Origin of the sequence: Burkholderia sp. MBR-1 (assembly GCF_013822785.1) — a bacterium.
GTDB classification, from domain to species: Bacteria; Pseudomonadota; Gammaproteobacteria; order Burkholderiales; family Burkholderiaceae; genus Burkholderia; species Burkholderia vietnamiensis.
Map to the genome: position 1 here is coordinate 913,668 of NZ_CP053611.1, position 24,652 is coordinate 938,319.

Genomic DNA, 24,652 nt, shown 5'->3' on the forward strand with positions numbered 1-24,652 from the left:
GCGTGCCGGCGCATGCCGCTGCGCCGCTTACTTCCACTGATACAGCATGCCCGCGCCGACCACGCGCTGGCTGCCGGCAAAACCGCCGTTGACCGTCGCCTTCAGGTTCTCCGTGATGCGCGCCTGCACGCCGACTGCCATGGCTTTCCGGCCCTGGAACGTCGCCGTGCCGCCCCCCATCGCGAAGCTCGAATCGCGGTCCATGTGCGGAATCGACGCCATCCCGGCCGTCGCGGCGATCCCTCGCGCGCCATCGAATCGGTCTGCTGGATCGGCCGCTGCATCTGCGTGAGCTGGTTGTTCACCGTGTTCAGCGATTGCGTGAACTGGTTCGATACGGCATTCAGCTGATTCACGTTCACCGCGTCGGTGCCTTGCGTATCGGCCGCGACGTTCACCACCTGCCGCGCCGAATCCGCCGAGCCGACCGCGACGACGTTCGAGCGGCCGCCGTCGTTGCTGCCCGCGCCGAGCGCCGTCGAGTCGTTGCCCGACGCCGTCGAACTGTTGCCGACCGCCGTGCTGTTCGAGCCCGACGCAACCGAGCCCGAGCAACCGGCCGACGAATTCGAACCGCTCGCCCCCGGGCGGCACGTTGCCGCCGGCCGGATTCGACGTGTAGGAGCCGTGCGCGCTGGCGCTGTCGATCGCGATCAGCACGATCTTGTGCGGCGACGGCCGCATCAGCAGTAGCCGCTGCACGATGTCGAAGAACAGGAGATCGGCGCGGCGCAGCACGCCGGACGCGCTCAGCGACACGCACACCAGCAGCACGAACGCGCCCATCACGATGCATTCGCGGATGAAGCCGGCGGGCAAGTGTGCGTCGTCGCCGCGCATCAGAGGCGGCTCGTCATGCATGCGCGTGGCGCAGCGGCAGCTCACTCGCACTCGAGTCCGACCGGCGTCAGCCGGGCCGGCGACACCGGCTCGGCGGGCTGACGCAACGCCGCCGCGCCGCCGTGAGCGCGCTACGACGACACCGCTTCGAGGCGATAGCCGTGCGTATAGACGACACTGAGCCGCACGCCGTTTCCGGGCAGCGCTCGAGCTTCTGCCGCAGCCGGTAGATGTGCGTATCGAGCGTGCGCGACTCCGGATCGAGCTCGCGCCCCCACGTGCTCATGCAGACCAGCTTGCGCGACAGCAGCTTGCCGACGTTGTTGAAGAACAGTTCGGCGAGATCGAATTCCTTCGGCGTCAGCTTGATCGGCGCACCGCGCAGCGTGATCGTGCGCTCGCGCGGATCGAGCAGGTAGTCGCCGGCTGCGATCGCGCCGCAGCGGTCGGTAGCGCGCCGAGCGCATCAGCAACGCGTTCACGCGGCTGGCGAGTTCGGCGACGCGAAACGGCTTCGCGATGTAGTCGTTCGCGCCCGCATCCATCGCGAGCACGATCTCGTCTTCCAGCGTCTTGCTCGTCACGAACAGCACGGCGGGCGAGGCGCCCAGCGTGCGGCGGATCCAGTACAGCACTTCGAAGCCGCTCATGCCCGGCAGCAGCCAGTCCAGGATCACGAGGTCGAACGGCTCGGCGCGCAGCAGCCGCTGCGCCTCCTGGCCGTCGGCCGCTTCGATCACCTCATGACCGAGCGGCTCCACTACCCGCGCGGCGCGCCTTCGCATGAACGGGATCATCTTCGACTATCAACACACGCATCAGCGGTCATCCTCGTCATCGGCGGACGAGCGACCTGGCCGTCGTCGCTTCGCCGCGGGCACGACATCGTATGGGATACGTATGGGATACGAACGAATCATGCGCGTACGGTGCAGAGCCAAACAGCGCGCGCGTCCGCGCCCACGATCATGGCGGTTCGCATTCGTCGCGCTACCTCGCGCGACCGGTAGGTACGGCGCGAATGGTCCAGCAGGCCCGTTATGGGCGTTCCACGGGGCTCTCAGCATCGGGATGCTCATGGTTGCAGGCCTTCATCGGGCTGCATGTGTTTCGGTGGTACGGATGGAATCGGCCGCGTCGCGCAGCCGGTTTCACGGCAAACGTTTGCGTCCGGAACACTCACGAGCAATTTTTTCCGATCCGAACGATCCGCCGACGCTGTAGTCGTTGGCGAGCCAAAAGCCGGGCGAATTTTCGCATGAGGGTAATGGTTTGTCATGTGACGACAGATGTTTGAGCGCAACAGCCATACATGCTCAGCCGGCGTGCTTCGCGGACGCCCTCGCGCCTCATTGGATCGCCGCAGCCGAAGGCGGCGATCATGCGATGGCACGCCGCCGGCCCGCGTCATCACACCGATGCGCGTGCAACGCCGGATTCCGCCGGACGACGCCATTAAGTCGCCGAACGAACGCATGCCGACCGGCGCCACGGGTTGGTTCGCGCCAGCGACGTCGCGACACCCACCGCTGAGCCGACGCACGCGCTGCGTGCTCGCGAACACCGACAGCCACGACCGGTTCGATCTGTCCCGCACATCGATCCGCCGAGTTCGCCATGTTCATTTCTTTTCATGCCGCGCGACTCACGAAACGTCGCGCGCGACCGCCGCCTGATGAACCGCGCGACCGGCGATCGACGCAAGTTCACTCACCCATTTTTCATTCCGGCATCCCACTATTTTCCAGTTTTTCCACAACATTCAGTGATTGACCGCATGACCACGACATCACATTTATAAACTGACTTTATTTAACTATTTCTGTCTTTCTGCTGTGTCAAACTCTCGTCCGGTTCCGCGTCCTTTCTTTCGTTTTCCGCGTCAGTGCGTTCGAAGGATAGGCGGCTCGCAACGGCCCTCGTGCCTACGGTCGTCGCAGCCTCGGAATCCCAGACTCCGGGAACATAAGTACGCGATGTCACATCGAGCGCCGAGCGCAACAAAGCGCCGCTTCGACCGTTGAATTTCGCGTGGAATACCAGTTGATTGGCCAAACCGGTTCCACTGCTTCGAGGCTAGTTTGCAGGCATTCCAGCTCGCAAACCTTTGCCCGAGCGGACGAAATGTTTTCACGGCCGGACGATATTTACATTCATACAATCGCGCATCGCGACGGATGCCGAGTGTGAACGCTTTTTTTACGCCCAATAAATACGATGCCCGCTCACGGAGACGATAAAACGATGAATTCGATCTGCAATGCGTACGGAGTCCCGCACGACAAAATCCGCTTCAATCCATCGCTCGGGCCAATTCGATTTCCATTCGCCGGATTCGGAAATAACGACCGGCATTCAGCGGACGTAGCGGCACGGTTTTTGTTGATCCGTTCGCGATTGCTCCGCGCAGCGCCGCGCGTGCCGTGCGCTGTCAATCAAGTCCACACGGATTGCACGGAATCGTTACCGCGGCGCGCGCCGTCGACCTATAATTTTTCGCAATAATCGCGCACATAGATGCATCGAGCCAGCCCAGGCCAACCCTCTCCAACGCGCTCGCAACCATGCCATCCCGTTCGTCCAGTCCGGCGTCGCTCCGCGCCACGCCTGAGCTCGTCGGCGCACATATTCTCGTCGTCGACGACCGCCCGAACGACCTGCGGCTCCTGACCGAGATCCTGCGCTCCGCGCGGTGCCGGATCAGCGTCGCGTTCGACGGCCTGCAGGCGTATCACCGCGCCCAGGCGATCGTGCCCGACCTGATCCTGATGGACGTCCGGATGCCTCGCATGGACGGCTTCGCCGCGTGCCGGCTGCTGGCGTCGACGCCAGACACGCAGAACATCCCGGTCATCATCCTGACGGCCGCCGGCGATCTCGACGATCGCATCGCGGGCCTCGAGACGGGCGCGCTCGACTACATCGTGAAGCCGTTCGAGCCGGCCGAGGTGATCGCCCGAATCCGCAATCACCTGAAACGCGCGCGGCGCAGCCAGCCGTTCGCGCATCTGCCCGAGCTGCCCGATCACCCGGACACCGCGCTGGTGCGCGCGGCCAGCGACATCCTGCTGCGCGAACTGCGCAACCCGCCGACGCTGGACGAACTCGCACGGCAGGTCGGCACCCATGAGAAGCGGCTGTCGCGCGTGTTCCGCGATCATCTCGGACAGACCGTATTCGAATATCTGCGCGACACGCGGCTGCGCGCGGCGCAGCACTTCCTCGCCGCGACGTCGATGGGCATCGGCGACATCGCCGAGGAGATCGGCTTTTCGACGCCCGGCAACTTCGCGACGGCGTTCCGCGAACGCTTCGGCGTCACGCCGTCCGACTGGCGCCGCCAGCGCCCGACGGTCGATGCGCAGCCGCCGTCGCATGACCATGCGTAGGCGCGGCGCGTCGGCCGCGTATGCGTTCGGGCTGCTCGTGCGGCTCGTGCTGGCGCTGCTCGCCGCATACGCCGCGCCCGCGGCCGCGGCCGACGACAACCCCGCGCGGCTCGAGGCAGTGGCGTTGCTCGAGGATCCGGGCGCGGCGCTGTCGGCGAGCGAGGTCGCGACGCGGGTGGCCGAGCGTCAACGTCGCGCTGCCGAGCCGGCGCGGCCGTCGTTCAACATCGAATTCTCGCGTTCCGCGTGGTGGGTCGGCGCAACGCTCGTGAACCGCGCGGCGACCCGCCAGCCGATGGTGCTGGCGATACGCGACGCGCGCGTCGATCGCGCCGACTTCTATGTCGAACACGGCGGCCAATGGACGCTCGCCGGCCGCTTCCCGGCCCGCGACGGCAGCCTGGGCGAACCGGTGTCGCGATATCCGGTGCTCCCCGCGACACTGGACGCCGGCGAACGGCTGCCGGTGCTGGTGCGCGTCACGTCGCGCAAGGAACTGAAGCTCGCGCCGAGCGCATTCACGCGCGACGCGTGGCATGCGTACGAGCTGCGCGCGGCGATGTGGGACTTCGGCTTTCTCGGCGGGCTGCTCGCGCTCATGTGGTGTGCGCTGCTGATCGGCTTCTTCTCGCGCAGCGGCACGTTCGCGGTGCTCGCGCTGCTGGCGCTCGGCACCGCGCTGTTCGAGGCGACCTACCGCGGCTACACCGCGCTGTACCTGTGGCCCGGTGCGTACGAATGGTCGGCGCGCGCGGAAATGGTGTCCGTGTATCTGTCGCTCGCATGCTTCATCGCGTTCATTCTGCTGATCGCCGATCGCGAAAAGACCGGCATGCCGATGCGCGCGGCGTACCTGGTGTTCCTCGCATTCGAATGCGTCGGGATGGCCGGCGCCGCGTGCGGCGATCTGCTGACGTTCACGTGGCTCAGCCTGCGGGTGAACGCGGCGCTCGCGGTGATGAACATCAGCCTCGCGCTGATCCTCGCGTTCCGCCGCACGCCGACCGCGCGCGTGATGCTGATCGCGATCTCGTTCGCTGGATTCAACATGCTGATCCGCGTGCTCGACGCGCGCGGCGCGATTCCCGGTTGGCTGCCGTGGCTCCGATCCGACATCTATCCGAACCCGGTGATCGCGATCATCGGCCTCGCCACGCACCTGCTCGTGCTCGCCGCGTGGATCAACCACGTGGGCCGTCAGCGCACCGAAGCGCGCAAGCGCCTCGAGCACTGGCAACTCACCGAACAGGACCGCCTGCGCGACGAGGTCGCGAAGCGCACGGTCGCCCTCAACGACGCGCTGCAGGAAGTCAAGACGCACATGCAGCAGAAGATCGAGACGCTCGGCTACGTCAGCCACGACCTGCGCGCGCCGCTGTCGACCATCCACGGCTACGCGAAGCTGCTGCTGCAAACCGCGACGCCCGGCCAGGCGCGCCTGATCCGCTCGATCGACCGCAGCATCCGCTACCAGCTCACGCTGATCGACGAATTGCTGCAGTACACGCGCGCCGAGCTGCAGCCGCTCGGCATTGCGCCGGACGCGACCGACCTGCCCGGCCTGCTCGACGACATCGGCGACTACGCGCTCGCGCTGTGTGCGCAGCAGAACAACCGCTTCGACTACCGGCCGCTGACGCCGTTGCCGCGCAAGCTGACGATCGACGGCATCCGGCTGCAGCAGGTGCTGCTCAACCTGCTGTCGAATGCGTCGAAGTTCACGCGCGACGGCACGGTCACGCTGTCGATCGGCGCGTACCGGCAAGCGGGCGCGTGGCGGCTGGTGTTCGAAGTCGCCGACACGGGCATCGGCATCGAGCTCGACCAGACGACCGACATCTTCCGCGCGTATCGGCAGGTGCAGGCCGTGAACGGCGGGACCGGCCTCGGCTTGTTCATCGCGCAGCGGATCGTCGGCGCGATGAACGGCGAGCTGGCCGTATCGAGCCAGCCGGGCGTGGGCACGTCGTTCACGTTTCAGATCGTCGCACCGGCGCTCGGGCATGCGTTGATCCCGGCGTCCGCGCTCGCGCGCACCGTGCAGCCAGCGGAACAGATCGACCTGCTCGCCGATGCGCGCGGGATGCGCTGTCCGCCCGACGATGCACTCGATGAACTGATCGTGCTGGCCGGCGAGGGCCGCCTCACCGATATCGAGGAATGGCTTGGACAGCATGCGCCCGCGCCGCGACATGCCGCGTTCGTGCATGCCGTGCGGGAGCGGCTCGACACGCTCGACCTGCAAGCGATCGAACGCCTGGCCGCAGCGCTGAAGCATACGGGCATCGTGGATGCACCGAGTGCGCCGTCGCTCGACGCGGAGCCGGACCTCGCCGGGCCGGCCTGATCGCGGTATGCGCGCAGGCCGTCGTCGGGCGGTGTGCGGTGTGCGGTGTGCGGTGTGCGGTGTGCGGTGTGCGGTGTGCGGTGTGCGGTGTGCGGTGTGCGGTGTGCGGTGTGCGGTGTGCGGTGTGCGGTGTGCGGTGCGAGGCCAGCGCGCCACGCATGCACCCCGCGCCGCCGCATGGCCCGCACCGTCCTCACGCTACAACCGCGGCATCGTCGACACCAGTGCCGCGTCGTCGCCCGGCGCAGCGGCCGCGGGCCGAGCGGTTTCCCGCGTCGCGCGCTTCGGATCGAGCCCGCTGCCGCCGGTGCGGCGCCGTGCGGCGTGCCGCTCGATGACCCGCTGCAGCAGACAGAACACGCACAGCAGCGCACCGATCACGATGCGCGTCCACCACGAGCTCAGCGTGCCGTCGAACGTAATCAGCACCTGGATCGTGCCGAGAATGCCGACGCCGAACACCGAGCCGATCACGTAGCCCACGCCGCCCGTGAGCAGCGTGCCGCCGATCACGGTCGCGGCGATCGCGTCGAGTTCCATTCCCTGTGCCTGCAGCCCGTAACCGGACAGCACGTACAGCGTGAACACCACGCCGCCGAGCGCCGAGCAGAAGCCGCTCAACGCATACACGCCGACTTTCGTGCGCGCGACCGGCAGCCCCATCAGCAACGCCGAGCGCTCGTTGCCGCCGATCGCGTAGACGTTGCGGCCGAAGCGCGTGAAATGCGCGACGTAGATCGCGGCGGCCAGCGTCGCGAGCGCGATCAGCGCACCGGCGCTGAGCATGCCGCCGCCGAGCGGCACGCTGATGCCCGCGAGCGCATGGAACGTCGGCTCGTTGATCGTGATCGATTGCGTGGTGATCAGGAAACACGCGCCGCGCGCGAGGAACATCCCGGCCAGCGTGACGATGAACGGCTGCAGCCGGAAGTAGTGGATCAGCGCGCCCATCGCCGCGCCGTACAGCGCACCGAACAACAGCACGATCGGCACGATGGCCCACACCGGCCAATGCAGCCGCTCGGCGCCGACGGCGCACAGGATGGTTGTCAGCGCAACGACGGAGCCGACCGACAGGTCGATGCCGCCCGACACGATCACGAAAGTCATCCCGATCGCGACGATCAGCAGGAACGCGTTGTCGACCAGCAGCCCGGTCAGCACCTGCATCGAGAAGAAGCCCGTATACATCACGGACCCGAAACCGAACAGCGCCGCGAACAGCGCGATCGTCACGACGATCGGCAGCGTGCGCGGGTCGGTGAGCCGTGCGAGGAATCGGTTCATCGCGGCGTCGCTCCGGTGGTGGCGCGCAGCGCGCGCGTCGCGTGACGCAGCGCCAGCGCGCGCGCCGCGTCCGACTGGATCAGCGTGACGACGATCACGACGATCGCCTTGACGACGAGCGTCGCCTCGGGCGGCACGCCGATCGAATAGGTCGTGTAGGTCAGCGTCTGGATGATCAGCGCGCCGAGCACGGAGCCCGCGAGGCTGAAGCGGCCGCCGAGCAGCGACGTGCCGCCGAGCGTCACGGCGAGGATCGCGTCGAGTTCGAGCAGCAGCCCTGCGTTGTTGCCGTCGGCGCTGCGCACGTTCGAGCTGGCGAGGATGCCGGCAAGCGCCGACAGCACGCCGGAACACAGATAGACGCCGAACACGACGGCCCCCGCGCGCAGCCCGACGAGCCGCGTCGCGACCGGGTTCACGCCGATCGCGCGGATGAACAGGCCGAGCGCCGTGCGGTTGACCAGCAATGCGATCGCCGCGATCGTCGCGATCGCGATCCACACCGAACACGGCACGGCCGCGAGATAGCCGCCGCCGAGCGCCAGGTAGCCGGGCGCGCCGATCGGAATGATCTGCCCGCCCGTGAGCAGCTGCGCGATCCCGCGCCCCGCGACCATCAGGATCAGCGTCGCGATGATCGGCTGCATCCCGACGAACGCGACCAGCACGCCGTTCCATGCGCCCGCCAGCAGCCCGACGCCGAGCGCCGCGGCGAGCGCGACGCCGACGCGCGACGGATCGCCGTCGAGCACGATCGCGGCCGCCGCGCCGGCGATCGCGACGATCGCGCCGACCGAGATGTCGATGCCGCGCGTCGCGATCACGAGCGTCATCCCGAGCGACACGATCACGAGCGGCGCCGCGCGATTCAGGATGTCGATCGGCGCGCCGAACAGATGGCCGTCGAGCAGCGAGATCGACAGGAAGCCCGGCCGGTGCGCGACGTCCAGCGCGAACAGCAGCGCGAGCGTCAGCACCGGCCACGCGAGCGAATGACGAAACAGCGAACGCAGCCGCATCATGAGCGGCCTCCCGCGATCAGTTGGTACACCTGCTCCTCCGAGGCATCGCTGCCGGTCAGTTCGGCGACCTTGCGGCGGTCGCGCAGCACCGCGATCCGGTGACTCACGCGCACCACTTCGCTGATCTCCGACGAAATGAACAGAATCGCGAGCCCCTGCGCGCACAGCGCGAGCACACGCTCCATGATGTCGAATTTCGCGGCGACGTCGATGCCGCGCGTCGGCTCGTCGAGAATCAACAGCTTCGGCTCCGTCGCGAGCCAGCGCGCGAGCAGCACCTTCTGCTGGTTGCCGCCCGACAGCAGCCCGATCGGCTGCTCGGCGTCGCGCGCCTTGATGCCGAGCCGCTCGATGTACGTGTCCGCAAGCTCGCGCTGGCGCGCCCGCCCGATCAGCCGCCACCAGCCGCGCCGCGCCTGCAGCGCGAGCACGATGTTTTCGCGAATCGACAGCGCGGCGACGATGCCCTCCTTCTTGCGGTCCTCGGGGCAATACGCGATGCCGTTGCGCACCGCGTCGTGCGGCGACGCGAGCCGCGCGCGCCGGCCGTCGATCTCGATTGCGCCGGTGTCGGTGCGCTCCGCGGCGAACGCCAGCCGCGCGGTCTCCGTGCGCCCCGAGCCGAGCAGCCCGGCCAGCCCGACGATTTCGCCGGGCCGCACGTCGAGATCGAGCGGGCTCATCATCCCGCGCCGGCCGGCGCGCTGCATCGACAGAAACGGCGCGCTCGCGCCGGCATCGCGCTGCACGGCCGCCGCGCCCGCCTGCAGCGTGCCGGACACCGGCTCGCGGCCGGTCATCTTCGCGACCAGCAGGTCGACCGGCAGCTCGCGCGCGAGGTACTCGCCTTCGCGCTCGCCGTTGCGCATCACGGTGATGCGGTCGGACACCGCGTAGGTCTGTTCGAGAAAGTGCGTGACGAACAGGATCGCGATCCCCGACGCCTTCAGCCGGCGCAGCACGTCGAACAGCCGCGCGACCTCGCCGTCGTCGAGGCTCGAAGTCGGCTCGTCGAGGATCAGCACGCGCGCGTCGACCGACACCGCGCGCGCGATCGCGACCATCTGCTGCACGGCGATCGGATACGCGTCGAGCGAGCGCGTGACGTCGAGCGACAGGTCGAGCTCGGCGAGCGCGTCGCGCGCACGCGCATGGATCGCCTTCCAGTCGATCGCGCCGCGCCGCATCGGCTGCCGGCCCGCGAAGATGTTCTCCGCGACCGACAGGTTCGCGCACAGGTTGACCTCCTGGTACAGCGTCTGGATGCCGGCCGCCTCGGCCTCGCGCGGCGCCGCGAAGTTCACCGGCGCGCCGCCGACGCGAATCTCGCCCGCATCGTGCGCATGCACGCCGGTCAGCACGTTGATCAGCGTCGACTTGCCCGCGCCGTTCTGGCCCATCAGCGCATGGATCTCGCCCGGAAACAGCCTGAAGTTCACGCGCTGCAGCGCGTTGACGCCCGGAAACGCCTTGTCGATGCCGATCATCTCGACCACCGGCGGATTCGTCATGGATCGCCCTCGATTCGTTGAAGTGGCCGGACGGCGGCCGTCGCGCCACCGTCCGCGCCGCAAGCGACGCTCAGTACTTGCGGGTCGGCAACACCTGCGCGGCGACGTTCATCGGGAACACGGTCTCGTTCGTGACGATCCGCTTCGGCAGCTGCTTGCCGGCCACCACGTCCTTCACCGCGGTCATCAACTGCGGGCCGAGCAGCGGGCTGCATTCGACGTCGACGTTGATCTTGCCCGCGACCATCGCCTGGAAGCCGCCCTTGGTCGCGTCGAACGACACGACGCTCACGTCCTTGCCGGGCTTGATGCCGGCCTCCTCCATCGCCTGGATCGCGCCGAGCGCCATGTCGTCGTTGTGCGCGTAGACGACGTTGATCTGCTTGCCGTAGGTCTTGGCGAACGCTTCCATCACCTGCTTGCCGCCGGCGAGCGTGAAGTCGCCGCTTTGCGACGCGATCACCTTGAACTTCGGATTGTTCTTGATCACCTCGAGCAGGCCCGCGCGGCGGTCGTTGGCCGGCGCCGAGCCGACCGTGCCCTGCAGCTCGACGATGTTGATCGGGCCGGCGTCGTTCTTGTAGCGCTCTTCGAGCCAGTGGCCCGCGCGCCGCCCTTCCTCGAGGAAGTCGGAACCGATCATCGTCACGTACAGCGACGGGTCCTTCACGTCGACGCCGCGATCGGTCAGGATCACCGGAATATGCGCCGCCTTCGCTTCGGTCAGCACCGGCTCCCAGCCCGACTCGACGACCGGCGAGAACGCGATGACGTCCACCTTCTGCGCGATGAACGAGCGGATCGCGCGGATCTGGTTCTCCTGCTTTTGCTGCGCGTCCGAGAATTTCAGGTTGATGCCGGCCTCCTTCGCCGCACTCTTCACCGACACGGTGTTCGCCGTGCGCCACGCGCTCTCCGCGCCCACCTGCGAAAACCCGAGCGTGATCTGCTTTTGCTGCGCGTAGGCGCCGGTGGTCAGCAGCGTCGCCGCCGCGACGATCGCGCCGGTCGCCAGCTTCCTGATGAATGTCATGGTCCGTCTCCGATGATGTCGTTGTATGCCGCGGCGCCGGCGTGGCGCGGTGCCGCGCTGCGCTGTTGTGGTTCTGCGTCGCGCGGGCGCGGTGCGGGGCCCCGCGAGCCGGCGCTTGCGGCCGGCCCGGAATAGACGCCCCGCATCAGTCTAGGAACAAGTCCGATAACCTGCCAATGAAATCTTGGATTGAAGCGATACAACTATCGGCATACGTATAAACACTGATCCGCGGCGCGCGCCACCGCGAGCCGTGCCGCAGGCCGTGCAATCGGCCCTGGAGCGGCGCCGGCGACGCGGCGCACGCAACTTGCTCCGGCGCTCAGGCTCGTTCAAGACAAGGAGAACCGCGATGCGTGCCGGACGCGAACCGAAATCGCAGCGCGCGGCCCCCGGCCGCCGCCTGCCGCGCTGCAGCATGACGAAGCGCCCGTCCCGCTCGAACGGCGGCGCGCGGGTGGACGCCGCGCTGCGCCACGTCGACGACCGGCATCCCGGCTATACGCGCCGGCGCGTGCGCAACGGCTTCGCGTATTACGGACAGGACGGCCAGCGCATCCGCGACCCCGACGAAATCGCGCGCATCAACGCGCTGGCGATTCCGCCCGCGTACACCGACGTGTGGATCTGCATGGACCGGCGCGGCCATCTGCAGGCCACGGGCCGCGACGCGCGCGGGCGCAAGCAGTACCGCTATCACCCGCTGTGGCGCGAGACGCGCGACGCGAACAAGTACGCGCGGATGGCCGCCTTCGCGGCTGCGCTGCCGCGGATCCTCGCGCGTGTCGCGCGCGACCTCGCGCTGCCGGGAATGCCGCGCGACAAGATCGTCGCGACCATCGTCCGCCTGCTCGACACCACGCTGGCGCGGATCGGCAACACCGAATACGCACGCGAGAACGCGTCGTTCGGGCTGACGACGCTGCGCAAGCGCCACGTGACGATCCGGCCCGGACAGGTGCGGCTGCGCTTCACCGGCAAGAGCGGCATCGAGCACGACGTGACGGTGCAGGACCCGCGCGTGGGCCGCATCGTGCGACGCTGCGCGGAGCTGCCGGGGCACGAGCTGTTCCAGTATCTGGACGACGACGGCGCGCGCCATTCGGTCGGCTCGTCCGACGTGAACGACTACCTGCGCGAAGCGGCGGGCGCGGAGTTCACCGCGAAGGACTACCGGACCTGGGCCGGCAGCGTGCAGGCGCTGGCGCTGCTCAGGCGCATCCCGCACGAGAGCGTCACGCAGGCGCGCAAGCAGATCGTCGAGACGGTGCGGACCGTCGCCGGCATCCTGCGCAACACGCCGGCCGTGTGCCGGCGTTGCTACATCCATCCGGTGGTGCTCGACACGTTCGAGGCCGGCCTGCTCGACACGTTCGAGGTGACGCGCAAGCCGCGAGGGCTGCGCGCGGACGAAGCGGCGTTCGTCGCATTGCTCGAGCAGGCCGAGCGCCGCTCGGCCCGGCCGCAGAAAAAATGACGCGGGAAGTGACGCGGGCCGCGCCGGCCCGCGGTCGGCGTTACAGCCCGAGCGAATTCGCCGTGCTGCGAAACACCAGCGGACGCTCGTCCTGCCGCTGCTCGCGGCGGGCGAACTGCACGGCCTGTTCGACCCGGCCGTGATGGGCCGATTTCGAGCACACCGGATCGGCCTCGGCCGGATCGCCGGCCAGCATGTACGCCTGGCAGCGGCACCCGCCATGATCGACATGCCGCTCGTCGCAGGTGCGGCACGGCTCGCGCATCCAGCCGTCGCCGCGAAACGCGTTGAACGCGTCGCTGTCGTACCAGATCTCCTTCAGCGACTGCTCGCGCACGTTCGGCAGCGTGAGGCCGGGCAGCGAGCGCGCCGCATGGCACGGCAGCGCGGCGCCGTCGGGTGCGACGCCGAGGAACACCGAGCCCCAGCCGTTCATGCACGCCTTCGGCCGCTGCTCGAAGTAGTCGGGCACGACGAACAGGATCTTGCAGCGCTCGCCCACCAGCTTGCGGTAGCGGTTGACCGTTTCCTCCGCGTCGCGCAACTGCTCGGCGGTCGGCATCAGCTGGTCGCGGTTGAGCATCGCCCAGCCGTAGTACTGCGTATTGGCGAGCTCGAGAAAATCCGCGCCGAGATCGAGCGCCATCTCGATGATCTGCCCCACGTGCGGCAGGTTGTACCGATGCAGCACGCAGTTCAGCACCATCGGATAGCCGTGCTGCTTGATGAGCCGCCCGACGCCGCGCTTCAGGTCGAAGGTGCGCGTGCTGGTGAGAAAGTCGTTCAGCTCGCGCGTCGAATCCTGCAGCGACAGCTGGATATGATCGAGGCCGGCCGCCTTGAGCCGCTCGATGCGCGTCGCGTTCAGGCCCACGCCCGACGTGATCAGGTTGGTGTAGAAGCCGAGCGAGCGCGCATGCCCGACCAGTTCTTCCAGATCGTCGCGCTGCAGCGGCTCGCCGCCGGAAAAGCCGATCTGCGCGGCGCCGAGCGCGCGCGCGTCGCTGATCACAGTGCGCCACGCGTCGGTGTCGAGCTCCGCGCCGTGCGTCGCGAAATCGACCGGGTTGTAGCAGAACGCGCAATGCAGCGGGCAGCGGTACGTGAGCTCCGCAAGCAGCCACAGCGGCGCCGACGGCCGGTTCTGATCGGGGGTCGTGTCCATGTCAGTCGAGCCAGCCGCGCAGCCGCGCATGATCGAGGAAGCGGTAGACGTCCGACGCAAGATCCGACGTGCTGAACAACTGCTCGAGTTCGCCGATGATGTCGTCGAGCTCGCGCGTGCCGTCGCAGCGCACGAGGATCTCGCCGGCACTCGGGTTGAGCCGGACCATCCCTTCCGGATACAGGAGCACGTATGCGTCCTGGGCCGCCTCCCACTGCAGGCGGTACATGCCCCTCAGCGAGGGGCGCAGCGGCACGCCGCTGACGGCTTCGTTCGAGTTCATGCGGGATATGCCTTTTCGATCGCATCGAGAATCTGCCACAGGACATCCAGCTTGAACGACAGGATGTCGAGCGCGCGCCGTTGCGCGTCAGGTGTCGTGAAATGGCTCAGCGTCACCGCGAGCCCGTGCTCGACGTCGCGCTGCGCGAGCGGCACGCGGCTGCGGAAATACTGCAGGCCGTCGGCCTCGATCCACGGGTAGTGCGACGGCCAGCCGGCCAGCCGGTCGAGGTGGATCTGCGGCGCGAACATCTCGGTCAGCGACGAGCACACGGCTTCCTGCCACGGCGCGCGACGCGCGAAGTTGACGTACGCATCGACCGCGAAGCGCACGCCCGGCAGCACGCGCTCGAGCGACCACAACTGCGCGCGCTCGATGCCGACCGCCTCGCCGAGCCGCGCCCACGCCTCGATGCCGCCTTCGCTCTCGCCGTGCCCGTCGTGGTCGAGAATCCGCTCGACCCACAGGCGGCGCGTCTCGCGGTCGGGGCAGTTCGACAGGATCGCCGCGTCCTTCAGCGGAATGCTGATCTGATAGTAGAAGCGGTTCGCGACCCAGCCGCGAATCTGCTCGCGCGAGCATTCGCCGGCATTCATCCGCCGGTTGAACGGATGATGAATGTGATAGCGCGATTCGAGCGCGCGCAGGCGCGCCTCGAACTCCTGCGCGCTCCAGGGCGTCGCGTGCAGCGCCGCGGCGGGAATCGGTGCGTTCATGGTCAAACCTCGAATTGCATGCCGTCGTGGGCGACCTCGATGCCGTGCTCGCGCAGCTGCGCACGCTCGGGCGAACCGGGGTCGAGAATCGGATTCGTGTTGTTGATGTGGGTGAGGACCTTGCGCGTGCTCGCGGGCAACACCCCGAGCCGCTCGATCATCCCCGGGTGCGCGGCATCGCCGCGCTGCGCAAGATGCCCCATGTCGGCCGCGTGCTTCGACGACAGGCCGAGGTCGATCATCTCCGTCCCGGTCCAGAAGGTGCCGTCCACCAGCACCAGCTCGGCGTCGCGCATCGCGGCGCGCACGCCGTCGTCGACGTCGGCGAGCCCCGGCGCGTAGAACGCCTGGCGGCCGGTGGCCGTGTCCTGAATCAGCAATGCGATGTTGTCGCCCGGCACGCTGGCTGCGCGATGCGGCGAGTAAGGCGGCGGCTTGCTGTCGACCGGCAGCGCGGTGAAGCGAAGGCCGGGTGCGCCGGCGATCGCGAACGGCTCGCGCAGCGCGATCGGGTTCACGTCGACGCCGCAGTAGTGGCCGAGCAGCGGGACGAGCGGCAGCCCGGTCGACAGGTCCTCGAGCACCGGCGCGCTCGCGTAGAGCGGCAGCGGCGAGGTGCGCTCGCGCAGCATCAGCAGGCCCGTCACGTGATCGATCTGCGCATCGCACAGCATCACGGCCGCGATCGCGCTGTCGCGGATCTGCCGTGCCGGTTGCAGGTCGGGATCGGCGCGCAGCTGCGTGAGGATGTCCGGCGACGCGTTCACCAGCACCCAGTCGACGCCGTTGCCGCTGACCGCGATCGACGACTGCGTGCGCGGCACGATGCCGCTGCTGCCGGTGCGGGCGCGACGGCAGTTGCTGCAGTTGCAGTTCCATTGCGGCAACCCGCCGCCGGCGCCCGAGCCGAGTATCTTGATCTTCATCTGCGTGTGCTCCGGGTGCTGCCCGCATCGGGTTCGCCGACGCGGGCGGCACTGCGTGCGTCGATCAGCGGTTGGCGATGTACATCGTGATTTCGAAGCCGAAGCGCAGGTCGGTATAAGCCGGGGTGGTCCACTGCATGATGTGTCTCCTTGTTGAGTTGGTGAATCGAACAACCGCATCGATCGAGCGGCCGTTACCAGTTCAGCAAGGAGCGTGCCGGGGCGGCAGGCGCGCCGCGCGGCGGCGTGCGCGGGCCTACGCGGGCGTGCGACAGCCGCCGCATCGTGATGACGCCGCCATTCTTACGATATGCCAACGACACTCTTTCGGAACCCGTCGGGCGACACGCTCGGGTGTGCCCGATGGGCGTTGCAGGTGTTGAATCCTTGAACACCGGGTGTTGCAACATGACACACCGGTGTGACACTCGCGGCGGCGTCAGCGCGTTTCGGGCTCCGTCGCGTCCTGGGCGGCGGCCGGCATCTTCCGGTAGATGGTGTTGCGCGACACGCCGAGCGCGCGCGCCGCGGCCGATACGTTGCCGCCGTGACGGGCGAGCGCGGCCGCGATCGCGGACGCGGCCACGTCCTGCAGCCGCGCATCGCTGGCGGCCGCCGCGGCGGCCAGCGGCGCGGGCTCCGCCGCGAGTGACGCCACGTCGTGGCCGTTGGCGGCCGGTGTCGGCTCGCGCCGCACGTCGTCGAAGAAATCGTCCGGCAAATGCTCGCGGCGAATTTCGCCGTCTTCGTCGACCATCGCGGCGGCGGTGCGCAGCAGGTTCGCGAGCTGCCGGAAGTTGCCCGGCCAACCGCAGCGCTCGAACAGCGCCATCACGTCGGGCGCGACGCTCAACGGGCGGCGGCCTGGGCCCGACAGCGTCTCCCGCTGCAGCATCTTCTGCACGACCACCGCGAGGTCGGTGCGATCGCGCAGCGGCGGCAGGCGCACGACCAGGCCGTTGAGCCGGTAGTACAGGTCTTCGCGGAAGCGGTTCTGCGCGATCATCTCGCGCAGGTCGCGGTGGGTCGCGCAGATGATCGCGATGTCCACGCCGATCGCCTTGGTCGAGCCGAGCGGGTTGACGATGCGCTCCTGCAGCACGCGCAGCAGCCGCACCTGCAGCGGATACGGCATGTCGCCGATCTCGTCGAGAAACAGCGTGCCGCCGTTGGCCTGCAGCAGCTTGCCGGTCGCGCCCTTGCGCCGCGCGCCGGTGAACGCGCCTTCCTCATAGCCGAACAGCTCGGATTCGATCAGCGTCTCCGGGATCGACGCGCAGTTCACCGCGACGAACGGACCGTCGCGGCGCGGCGAGTCGTTGTGGATCGCCTGCGCGAGCAGCTCCTTGCCGGTGCCCGTCTCGCCGGTGATCAGCACCGGGATGTCCTTGCCGATCACCTTGCGGACCTTCGCGATCACGGCCGCGACCTGCGGATCGCCGGTGTCGAGGTAGCTGAGCCGCGACAGGCTCGCCGCGTTCTGCGCAGCGGTCGGCCGCGCGGCCTGCGCCGTGCCGCCGTCGTGGACTTCGGCCGGGCGGCTGCCCTCGGCCCGCGATGCGCGCCGGAACTGCACGCGCGCGCAGACCACCGCGCCGTTGCCCAGATTCAGCGACACGTGCGGCTCGGTGCTGGCACGCATCCGGTCGATCAACTGCGCGCTCGTCACGTCGAACAGCGACGCGAGCGTATGCGCGCGCAGCGCCGCGAGCGGCATCCCGAGCTGGAATTGCGCACTGCGGTTGGCCGACAGGAAGCGGCCGTCGGCGGTGAACGCGACGATCCCCTCCATCAGCGTGCCGAGGAATTCGGGGCGGCCATGGAACGACACCTGCAGCGTTTCCTGGAAGGTCGTCGTGAACAGATGGTTCTCGATCATCTGCACCGACATCTTCGCGAGCGCCATCGTGTGCTGGTGATAGCTGCGATGGTCGCCCGTCACGTCGAGCACGCCGATCGCGTCGCCGTACGGATCGAGAATCGGCACGCTCGAGCAGGTGAGGAAATGGTTGGCGGCGAGGAAGTGCTGGTCGCCGTGCACGACCATCGGACACAGCTCGGCGAGCGCGGTGCCGATCGCGTTGGTGCCCTGCCGGTTCTCGGCCCAGTTCGCGCCGGGGCGCAGCGCGACGCGCTCCGCGCGCCGCAGGAAATCGTCGTCGCCGATCGAATGCAGGATCAGGCCCTCCGCATCGGTCAGCACGATCATGCTCTGCGTGTTGACGATCTGCTCGTGCAGCGTCTCCATCACGGGCATCGCGTGGACGCACAGCACGCGGTTCTGCTCGCGCTTAAGCGCCAGCGCGGTGCCGGACAGCAAGTCGTAGTCGGGGCGTGTCGATGCCTGCAGACCGAACGTTTCGGACCGCTCATGGGACTTCTGGATCGTCGGCGTCGGCCAGCCGGGCACTTGCGGTGCCCGAGCGCCGGCCGTCGGATAAACGTCATCGCGCATTGTCTCCTCCGGGGATCCTTCCGGTCGATGCCGGACTCTTTGCCATCGATGCAAGCAAACATCGGGCCACAGGGCGGCCCGCTCATCGACGTCGTCGCGTTGCGTCGGCGTCCGGCCGACGATGAAAGGAGAATGAAATCGGCATCGCGAGGCACGTCGTGCAATGCGTTTCCGGTACGGCCCAGTGATAGCGCGAAACCTTGGCGCACCGCCACCCGGACGAATCCCTAGCTTGCGCGCGGGCGCGATTCTCGCTTCAGTGGACGCAAGCGCGCGGCGCGCCGTCGCCGCTTTTTCCCACTACCCCGACCGACATGACGCACACCTTCAAGCACCTGCACCGCGACGCCTGCACGATCGCGTGGACCGAAGCAGGCAATCCGCTCGGCGAGCCGGTCGTCGTGTTGCACGGCGGCCCCGGCAGCGGCAGCCGGCCCGCGGTGCTGAGCCTGTTCGACCTCGAACGCATGCGCGTCGTGCTGGTCGACCAGCGCGGCGCGGGCGCATCGACGCCGCGCGGCGGCTTGCGGCACAACGACACGACGCGGCTGCTGCGCGATCTCGACGCGCTGCGCGCGCAGCTCGGCATTGTGCGCTGGGGCGTCGTCGGCGGGTCGTGGGGCGCGGCGCTGGCGCTCGCGTATGCCGGACGGTATCCGTCGCGCGTCAGCGGCGTCGTGCTGCGCGGCCTGTTCCTCACGTCGTCGCGCGAAGTGCGCGCGCTGTTCGTCGGCATGCGCGCGCACGCGCCGCGCGCGTGGCGACGCCTGATCGACGCGGCCGGCACCGCGCGCGCCGAGCGCCTGACGACCAGCTTCGCGCGACGGCTGCAGCCCGGCGCGAGCGCGGCGCGGCAACGCGCGCTCGCGCTCGCGTGGAGCGCCTACGAAGACGCGATCCTGACCGGGCGGCCGCCCCGCCGCACGCGCACGACGCAGCCGGCGCTCGAGCGCCTGATCGACAAGTACCGGATTCAGGCGCATTACCTGCTGCACGACTGCTGGCTCGGGGAGCACCGGCTGCTCGCGCTCGCGCGACGGGCGGCCGACGCCGGCGTGCCGATTCACGCGGTGCACGGCACGCGCGACCGCGTGTGTCCGGTCGACAACGTCGCGCGCCTCGCGCGCGCGGTGCCGGCCGCGATCGTCGAGCGCGTGCCGGCCGGCCACCTCACGCGCGACGCTGCGCTCGCGCGCGGCGTCGCCGCTGCGGTGCGCGCACTGCCGGCCGTCATGCCGGCCAATCGGCACACGGCAGCCGACGCGCCCGTTCAGTCCCACGCATAGCGCGCGCCGAGCCACGCGCCGCGCGGCGCGCCGGGCCCGACGAACTGCTCGTTGACCGGATTCAGCCCGTCGAACGAATGATTCGGGCCATTGAAGAAGTTGCGGCCGAGCGTGCCGAAGTTCGCATAGCGCTTGTCGAGCAGATTGGTGACCGACGCGAACAGTTGCAGATGCTTGGTCGCCTGCCACGTCGTGTCGAGATCGATGAGGAAATAGCCGGGAATCGTGCCGTTCGCGTCCTGGTTGTTCTCGTCGCCGCGCGCGAACACGCCGCCGCGATACGTGAGATTGGTGCCGATGTTCCACTTCGGCGTCGCCGCGAAATCGAGCCGCAGCTTCACGGTGCTGGCCGGAATGCCCGGAATCCGGTCGCCGGAATGCACGACGATGTTGCCGCGCGCGTCGGCGCTCGAATTGCTCGCACTGCTTTCGGTCCACGTCGAGCGGTAGCGCGCATCGACATAGCTGTAGCTCGCGCCGATCCCCACCGGCCCGAGCCGCGTGTGTCCGGCCAGCTCGACGCCTTGCCGCCGCGTGTTGCCGACGTTCTGGAAATAGCCGAGCGTGCTGGCGCCGCCGTTGCTGCTGATGAACTGGATATCGTCGGCGAGCGTGGTGCGGTAGACCGCCGCGCTCCACGTCGTCGCCTGGCCCGCGCGGCCGCGCGCGCCGAACTCGAAGGTCTTCGCGATCACCGGCTTGAGCGCCGGATCGGCGAGAAAGTCGTTCGGCAGCGAACACGGCGCGGCCGGGTCCGCGCACGCGAGCTCGATCGCGGTCGGCGAGCGCATTCCCTCGTTGTAGGTCGCGTACGCGGTGAAGCCCGGCACCGGATTCCACGTGACGCCGACGGCCGGATTGAACCGCGAGAACGTATGACGCGCGGTGAGCAACGGCTGCTGGCCGCTCACGTCCTCGATCGCGGCGCGCGACCAGTCGTAGCGGCCGGCCAGCGTCAACGCCCACTGCTGCGTGAGCGCGAGCGTGTTGTCGAAGTACACGCCGTAGTTCGCGTTGCGCGTCCGGGCGCGGGTCGTCTGCGTGAAGTTGCCGACGCCCACCGTCGCGCGCGCGTCCGTGAACACCGCCTGCTGCGACGCCTGCTCGAAACCCGACGTCGCGAGATCGGCGGACGCGCCCATCACGAACTGCTCGTCCATGCCGGCGAGCTTGCCGAGCAGCGTCAGCTGCAGCGCCGCGCCGTAGCTGTCGGTCGTGATCGTCGAGCGGTCGTTGGTCCCTTGCACGGTGTCGACGGCGCCGCTGTCGTCGACGCTGCCGAAGTCGTCGTTCACGTTGCTGCTGGTGTTCGTGTTGCGGTAGTGCCGGTAATGAACGCCGCCGCTCAACTGCACCTGATCGTTGAACGCATGATCGCCCGACAGCGTGACGTACGCGGCGCTGTTGCGATTCAAATCCGGATAGGTGTACGCCTGCGCGCGGTTGTCGAGAAACGAGCGCGGAATCGTCTGCGTGCCCTGCAGCGCGTTGTCGGCGCCGCCGGCCGAGATCGACAGCGTCGTGTCGGCATCCACGTAGCGCAGCTTGCCGAAGCCCTGCCGTACGCGGCTCGCGTTGTGATCGGCCCAACCGTTGTCGTTCGCGACGTTGCCCGTCACGTAGTAGTCGAGCGCGCTGCCGATGCGCCCGCCCTGCTCGAACTGCGCGGTCTTGCGCCCCCATGAGCCGCCGGACAGCTGCGCGGCGCCGCCGGGGCTGGTCCTGCCGTTCTTCGTCGTGATCGCGAGCGCGCCGCCGAGCGTGTTGAGCCCGTAGGTCGGGTTCGAGCCGGGAATCAGCTGCATCGTGTCGATCGCGGCCTGCGGAATCAGATCCCAGTTGACGACGTCGCCAAACGGTTCGTTCACGCGCACGCCGTCGACGAACACCGACAGCCCCTGCGGCGTGCCGACGACCGGTGACGCGGTGAAGCCGCGGTAGTTCACGTCCGCCTGGTACGGGTTGCCCTGCGCGTCGTTGATGTCGATGCTCGTCACGTTGCGCTCGAGGTAGTCGGTCAACACGCCGCGGTGCTGCCGGTCGACGTCGTCGCCACGTATCGTCTGGACGTTGGCCGGCACGCGCGACAGCGGCGTGCCGATGCCGAGCAGCGGCGTCGTGCCGACGACGACGATCGGCGCGAGCGTCTGCTCCGCGGCCGGATCCGACGGCGCGACCTGCGCGGCAGCGGGCGTCAGCCAGCCGCCGAGCATGCCGCCGACCCACAGCGTTGCGCCGGCGCGGCCGGCGGCCCGGCAGCGCTTCGCCAGTTCGGCTTCCTTCATTTACGGGTCTCCTCAGTCGTCTTGTCGTCGTGTTGTCGTGTATAGCGATACAGCAGGCGCAGGCGCCGTATCGGCGGCCGCGGTCGGTTTCGCGTCATCGGCTGCGCGCACGCGGCGAACGCGATGCCATCCGCGTGCTGACGATGCCGGACACGTGCGTGCGACACCGTCTCCGTCGAGCCCATTGAATCGTTCTGGAAATGGCATCCGGTTTCGCGCTGCATGAATCGCTTCGTGATCCAGATGGCAAGAAGCATGCCGAAATGCCGGTCGCCTTGCGGGTGGCCTTGTCAGCGCGAAGCCGACCCACTCACCCGCGGACGCATTGCGACACTGGGCCACGCGCGTGTTGCACTTCGTGTCACCGCCGCTGCACCTGTGTCACTTTGGATCAGCACGGCGCGGCGCATGCCGCGAGATGCGCCGACATGCGCGGCGCGATGCCCGTCGGCGCCGGCACCGGAACTGCGCAATCGGTGAAAACCAGCGGCGCGCGACGGCTTCATCTCGTTGATCGATGCGAGCCGGCCCGCCTCGAACGCGAGCACGGCGCAGCGTGCATCGTTGTTCCGCCGCACGAGGAATGCACTGTCATCTTTAGCAACACTACACGCACGGTTGTCCCCGAACGCAACAACCATTGATCAACCGCAACCATCGGCACGCGACCGCACGGCGCGCGCGAATCGCCCGCTGCGCGTTGCGCGGCAATGCTCGCGCATCAATGGCATGCGATTTGCGTTACTGGCTGCGCACTGATCCCGGAACCCCACCCAGCCGGCCTGGCCGGATGTTGGCCGCGGTGCGACCACAATGACTCAGGAGACAACCATGAAGAAACTCTCGGCTTCGAAGAGCCGACTGGCATCGATCGGCATCGCGGCGGCTGCCGCGATCGTCTTGAATCCCGGCCTGGTGGCTGCCGCCGCGGATTATCCGGCCGTTACGTATCAGCGGCTGACCGATGCGCAACGCGACCCGGGCTGGCTCACCTACTACCGCACCTACAACGGCCAGGCGCATTCGCCGCTCAAGCAGATCGACGCGTCGAACGTGAAGCAGCTCACGCAGGCATGGAGCTACAAGTTTCCGGCCGAGCTGAAGCAGGGCTTCGAGGCCACGCCGATCGTCAACGGCCGCTACCTGTTCGTCACCACGCCGAAGGACAACGTCTACGCGTTCGACGCGACCACCGGCGCGCAACTGTGGAAGTACGAGCCGAAGCTCGGCGCCGAGTCGTTCAAGACCGCATGCTGCGACGTCGTGAACCGCGGCGTCGCGCTGTACGGCAAGAACGTCTACGTCGCGATGCTGAGCGGCGAGGTTGCCGCACTCGACGCCCAGACCGGCGCGCTCGTGTGGAAGAAGCAGATGTTCGAACCGGGCCTCGGCTACGCGTTCTCGCTCGCGCCGCTCGCGATCGACGGCGCGATCGTGGTCGGCAGCTCGGGCGGCGAATACGGCGCGCGCGGCTTCATCGCGGCGCTGAGCCCGAACGACGGCTCGGTGCTGTGGAAGCGCTACACGATCCCCGGCCAGGGCGAGAAGCACGCCGACACGTGGCCCGACGGGATGCAGGCGCACGGCGGCGCGCCGGCGTGGCTGACCGGCACCTATGATGCGGCGACGCGCACGCTGTACTGGGGCGTCGGCAACCCGGGGCCGTGGCTCGCGGACCTGCGCCCCGGCGACAATCTGTACTCCGATTCGCTGCTCGCGCTGGACCCGAAGAACGGCGACCTCAAGTGGCACTACCAGTACACGAAGCACGACACGTGGGACTACGACGGCGTGAACACGCCGGTGCTCGCGACGATCAAGTACAAGGGCAAAGAGCATGACGCGATCATCCATGCGGACCGCAACGGCTACTTCCACGCGATCGACCGCGACAGCGGCAAGCTGATCTACGCCGAGCCGTTTGTGAAGGCGACCTCGGTCACCGGCTACACGGAAGACGGCGCACCGATCCAGGACCCGGCGAAGTATCCGAAGGTCGGCACGACGATCGAGACGTGCCCGAGCTTCCTCGGCGGCAAGAACTGGTGGTCGGTGTCGTACGACCCCGAGCGTCATCTCGCGATCGTGCCGACGCTGCATGCGTGCATGAGCCTGTCCGGCAAGTCGGTCAACTACATGGAAGGGCTGCCGTATCTCGGCGAAGGCTTCGAGATCAAGCCGGAACCGGGCAGCGAAGGCTACGGCGAACTGCAGGCCATCGACGTCAACACCGGCAAGAAGGTGTGGAGCCACTGGAGCAAGCTGCCGTGGAACGGCGGCGTCGCGACGACCGCCAGCGGCCTCGCGTTCAGCGGCTCGCTCGACGGCCACCTGTATGCGTTCGACGTGTCGACCGGCAAGGTGCTGTGGGAAAGCCCGCAGCTCGCGAGCGGGATCATCGCGCAGCCGTCGGTGTTCGAAGTCGACGGCAAGGAATACGTCGCGGTGCTCGCCGGCTACGGCGGCGCGAACCCGATCTGGGGCGGCCCGATGGCCAAGGCCGCGGATGACGTACCGCGCGGCGGCACGCTGTACGTGTTCGCGCTGAACCGCGGCTGATCGGCGTCCGACCACCGCATGACGCCCGCGCCGACGGTGCGGGCGTCCTCCCCTTCGTTCCCATTACCCAC

General features: G+C 68.3%; 18 protein-coding genes and 2 pseudogenes. 5 read left to right on the plus strand and 15 right to left on the minus strand.

What is annotated here, in order from left to right:
- Positions 1 to 27: 27 nt before the first annotated feature.
- From MBR110_RS28475 to MBR110_RS32390, 3 genes and pseudogenes are all read right to left on the minus strand, one after another.
- Positions 28 to 627, minus strand: a pseudogene (locus tag MBR110_RS28475) (YadA family autotransporter adhesin); the annotation flags it as partial.
- A gap of 280 nt (positions 628 to 907) precedes the next feature.
- Complete coding sequence (locus tag MBR110_RS32385) at positions 908 to 1,273, minus strand: winged helix-turn-helix domain-containing protein (protein ID WP_309486126.1); 366 nt, start codon at positions 1,271 to 1,273, stop codon at positions 908 to 910.
- A 106-nt stretch (positions 1,274 to 1,379) separates the two neighbouring features.
- Positions 1,380 to 1,637: pseudogene (locus MBR110_RS32390) on the minus strand (response regulator); the annotation flags it as partial.
- Positions 1,638 to 3,404: 1,767 nt separating this feature from the next.
- On the opposite strand from MBR110_RS32390, the gene MBR110_RS28490 reads away from it, so the two are divergent.
- Both MBR110_RS28490 and MBR110_RS28495 read left to right on the plus strand, forming a co-directional pair.
- Positions 3,405 to 4,229 carry a response regulator transcription factor gene (locus tag MBR110_RS28490; RefSeq protein WP_011880598.1) on the plus strand — a complete coding sequence of 275 codons (825 nt, stop codon included), beginning with the start codon at positions 3,405 to 3,407 and terminating at the stop codon, positions 4,227 to 4,229.
- Positions 4,222 to 6,576 carry a sensor histidine kinase gene (locus MBR110_RS28495; protein WP_059462499.1) on the plus strand — a complete coding sequence of 785 codons (2,355 nt, stop codon included), beginning with the start codon at positions 4,222 to 4,224 and terminating at the stop codon, positions 6,574 to 6,576. The genes MBR110_RS28490 and MBR110_RS28495 overlap by 8 nt, the downstream gene beginning before the upstream one ends.
- 198 nt (positions 6,577 to 6,774) lie before the next feature.
- Here MBR110_RS28495 and yjfF read toward each other — a convergent pair whose 3' ends face one another.
- From yjfF to MBR110_RS28515, 4 genes are all read right to left on the minus strand, one after another.
- The gene (gene yjfF / locus MBR110_RS28500) at positions 6,775 to 7,863 is read right to left on the minus strand and encodes a galactofuranose ABC transporter, permease protein YjfF (protein WP_059462485.1); all 1,089 of its coding nucleotides are present in this window, start codon (positions 7,861 to 7,863) and stop codon (positions 6,775 to 6,777) included.
- Positions 7,860 to 8,885: an ABC transporter permease gene (locus MBR110_RS28505; RefSeq protein ID WP_059458291.1), complete on the minus strand. Its 1,026-nt coding sequence runs from the start codon at positions 8,883 to 8,885 to the stop codon at positions 7,860 to 7,862. The genes yjfF and MBR110_RS28505 overlap by 4 nt, the downstream gene beginning before the upstream one ends.
- Positions 8,882 to 10,396: a sugar ABC transporter ATP-binding protein gene (locus MBR110_RS28510; RefSeq protein ID WP_059622252.1), complete on the minus strand. Its 1,515-nt coding sequence runs from the start codon at positions 10,394 to 10,396 to the stop codon at positions 8,882 to 8,884. The genes MBR110_RS28505 and MBR110_RS28510 overlap by 4 nt, the downstream gene beginning before the upstream one ends.
- 70 nt (positions 10,397 to 10,466) lie before the next feature.
- Positions 10,467 to 11,429, minus strand: coding sequence for an ABC transporter substrate-binding protein (locus MBR110_RS28515; protein WP_034194609.1), 963 nt, complete (start codon positions 11,427 to 11,429; stop codon positions 10,467 to 10,469).
- A gap of 418 nt (positions 11,430 to 11,847) precedes the next feature.
- On the opposite strand from MBR110_RS28515, the gene MBR110_RS28520 reads away from it, so the two are divergent.
- Positions 11,848 to 12,906 (plus strand): DNA topoisomerase IB, encoded by a 1,059-nt coding sequence (locus tag MBR110_RS28520; RefSeq protein ID WP_258570021.1) that lies wholly within the window; start codon positions 11,848 to 11,850, stop codon positions 12,904 to 12,906.
- 40 nt (positions 12,907 to 12,946) lie between these two features.
- Here MBR110_RS28520 and pqqE read toward each other — a convergent pair whose 3' ends face one another.
- The 6 genes from pqqE to MBR110_RS28550 form a co-directional block, all read right to left on the minus strand.
- Positions 12,947 to 14,071: a pyrroloquinoline quinone biosynthesis protein PqqE gene (gene pqqE, locus MBR110_RS28525; RefSeq protein WP_014726238.1), complete on the minus strand. Its 1,125-nt coding sequence runs from the start codon at positions 14,069 to 14,071 to the stop codon at positions 12,947 to 12,949.
- Between the two features lies 1 nt (position 14,072).
- A complete protein-coding gene (gene pqqD, locus MBR110_RS28530) occupies positions 14,073 to 14,354 on the minus strand; it encodes a pyrroloquinoline quinone biosynthesis peptide chaperone PqqD (RefSeq protein ID WP_011880606.1) in 282 nt (93 codons plus the stop codon).
- Complete coding sequence (gene pqqC, locus MBR110_RS28535; protein ID WP_046425562.1) at positions 14,351 to 15,070, minus strand: pyrroloquinoline-quinone synthase PqqC; 720 nt, start codon at positions 15,068 to 15,070, stop codon at positions 14,351 to 14,353. Before pqqC ends, pqqD begins: the two co-directional genes overlap by 4 nt.
- A 2-nt stretch (positions 15,071 to 15,072) precedes the next feature.
- The gene (gene pqqB, locus MBR110_RS28540) at positions 15,073 to 15,996 is read right to left on the minus strand and encodes a pyrroloquinoline quinone biosynthesis protein PqqB (protein WP_011880608.1); all 924 of its coding nucleotides are present in this window, start codon (positions 15,994 to 15,996) and stop codon (positions 15,073 to 15,075) included.
- Between the two features lie 64 nt (positions 15,997 to 16,060).
- Positions 16,061 to 16,135 (minus strand): pyrroloquinoline quinone precursor peptide PqqA, encoded by a 75-nt coding sequence (gene pqqA / locus MBR110_RS28545; RefSeq protein WP_006410019.1) that lies wholly within the window; start codon positions 16,133 to 16,135, stop codon positions 16,061 to 16,063.
- Positions 16,136 to 16,435: 300 nt separating this feature from the next.
- Positions 16,436 to 18,451, minus strand: coding sequence for a sigma-54-dependent Fis family transcriptional regulator (locus tag MBR110_RS28550; RefSeq protein ID WP_011880609.1), 2,016 nt, complete (start codon positions 18,449 to 18,451; stop codon positions 16,436 to 16,438).
- Positions 18,452 to 18,765: 314 nt separating this feature from the next.
- On the opposite strand from MBR110_RS28550, the gene MBR110_RS28555 reads away from it, so the two are divergent.
- Entirely contained in the window at positions 18,766 to 19,737 is a 972-nt protein-coding gene (locus tag MBR110_RS28555) for an alpha/beta fold hydrolase (RefSeq protein ID WP_181709581.1), read from the plus strand.
- Here the strand turns inward: MBR110_RS28555 and MBR110_RS28560 are convergent.
- Together MBR110_RS28560 and MBR110_RS28565 are read right to left on the minus strand one after the other, a co-directional pair.
- A complete protein-coding gene (locus MBR110_RS28560) occupies positions 19,722 to 22,022 on the minus strand; it encodes a TonB-dependent receptor (protein ID WP_181709582.1) in 2,301 nt (766 codons plus the stop codon). The genes MBR110_RS28555 and MBR110_RS28560 overlap by 16 nt on opposite strands.
- The gene (locus tag MBR110_RS28565) at positions 22,019 to 22,246 is read right to left on the minus strand and encodes a hypothetical protein (protein ID WP_034194614.1); all 228 of its coding nucleotides are present in this window, start codon (positions 22,244 to 22,246) and stop codon (positions 22,019 to 22,021) included. Before MBR110_RS28565 ends, MBR110_RS28560 begins: the two co-directional genes overlap by 4 nt.
- A gap of 607 nt (positions 22,247 to 22,853) precedes the next feature.
- Here MBR110_RS28565 and MBR110_RS28570 point away from each other — a divergent pair.
- Positions 22,854 to 24,581 (plus strand): methanol/ethanol family PQQ-dependent dehydrogenase, encoded by a 1,728-nt coding sequence (locus MBR110_RS28570; protein ID WP_011880613.1) that lies wholly within the window; start codon positions 22,854 to 22,856, stop codon positions 24,579 to 24,581.
- Positions 24,582 to 24,652: the final 71 nt, after the last annotated feature.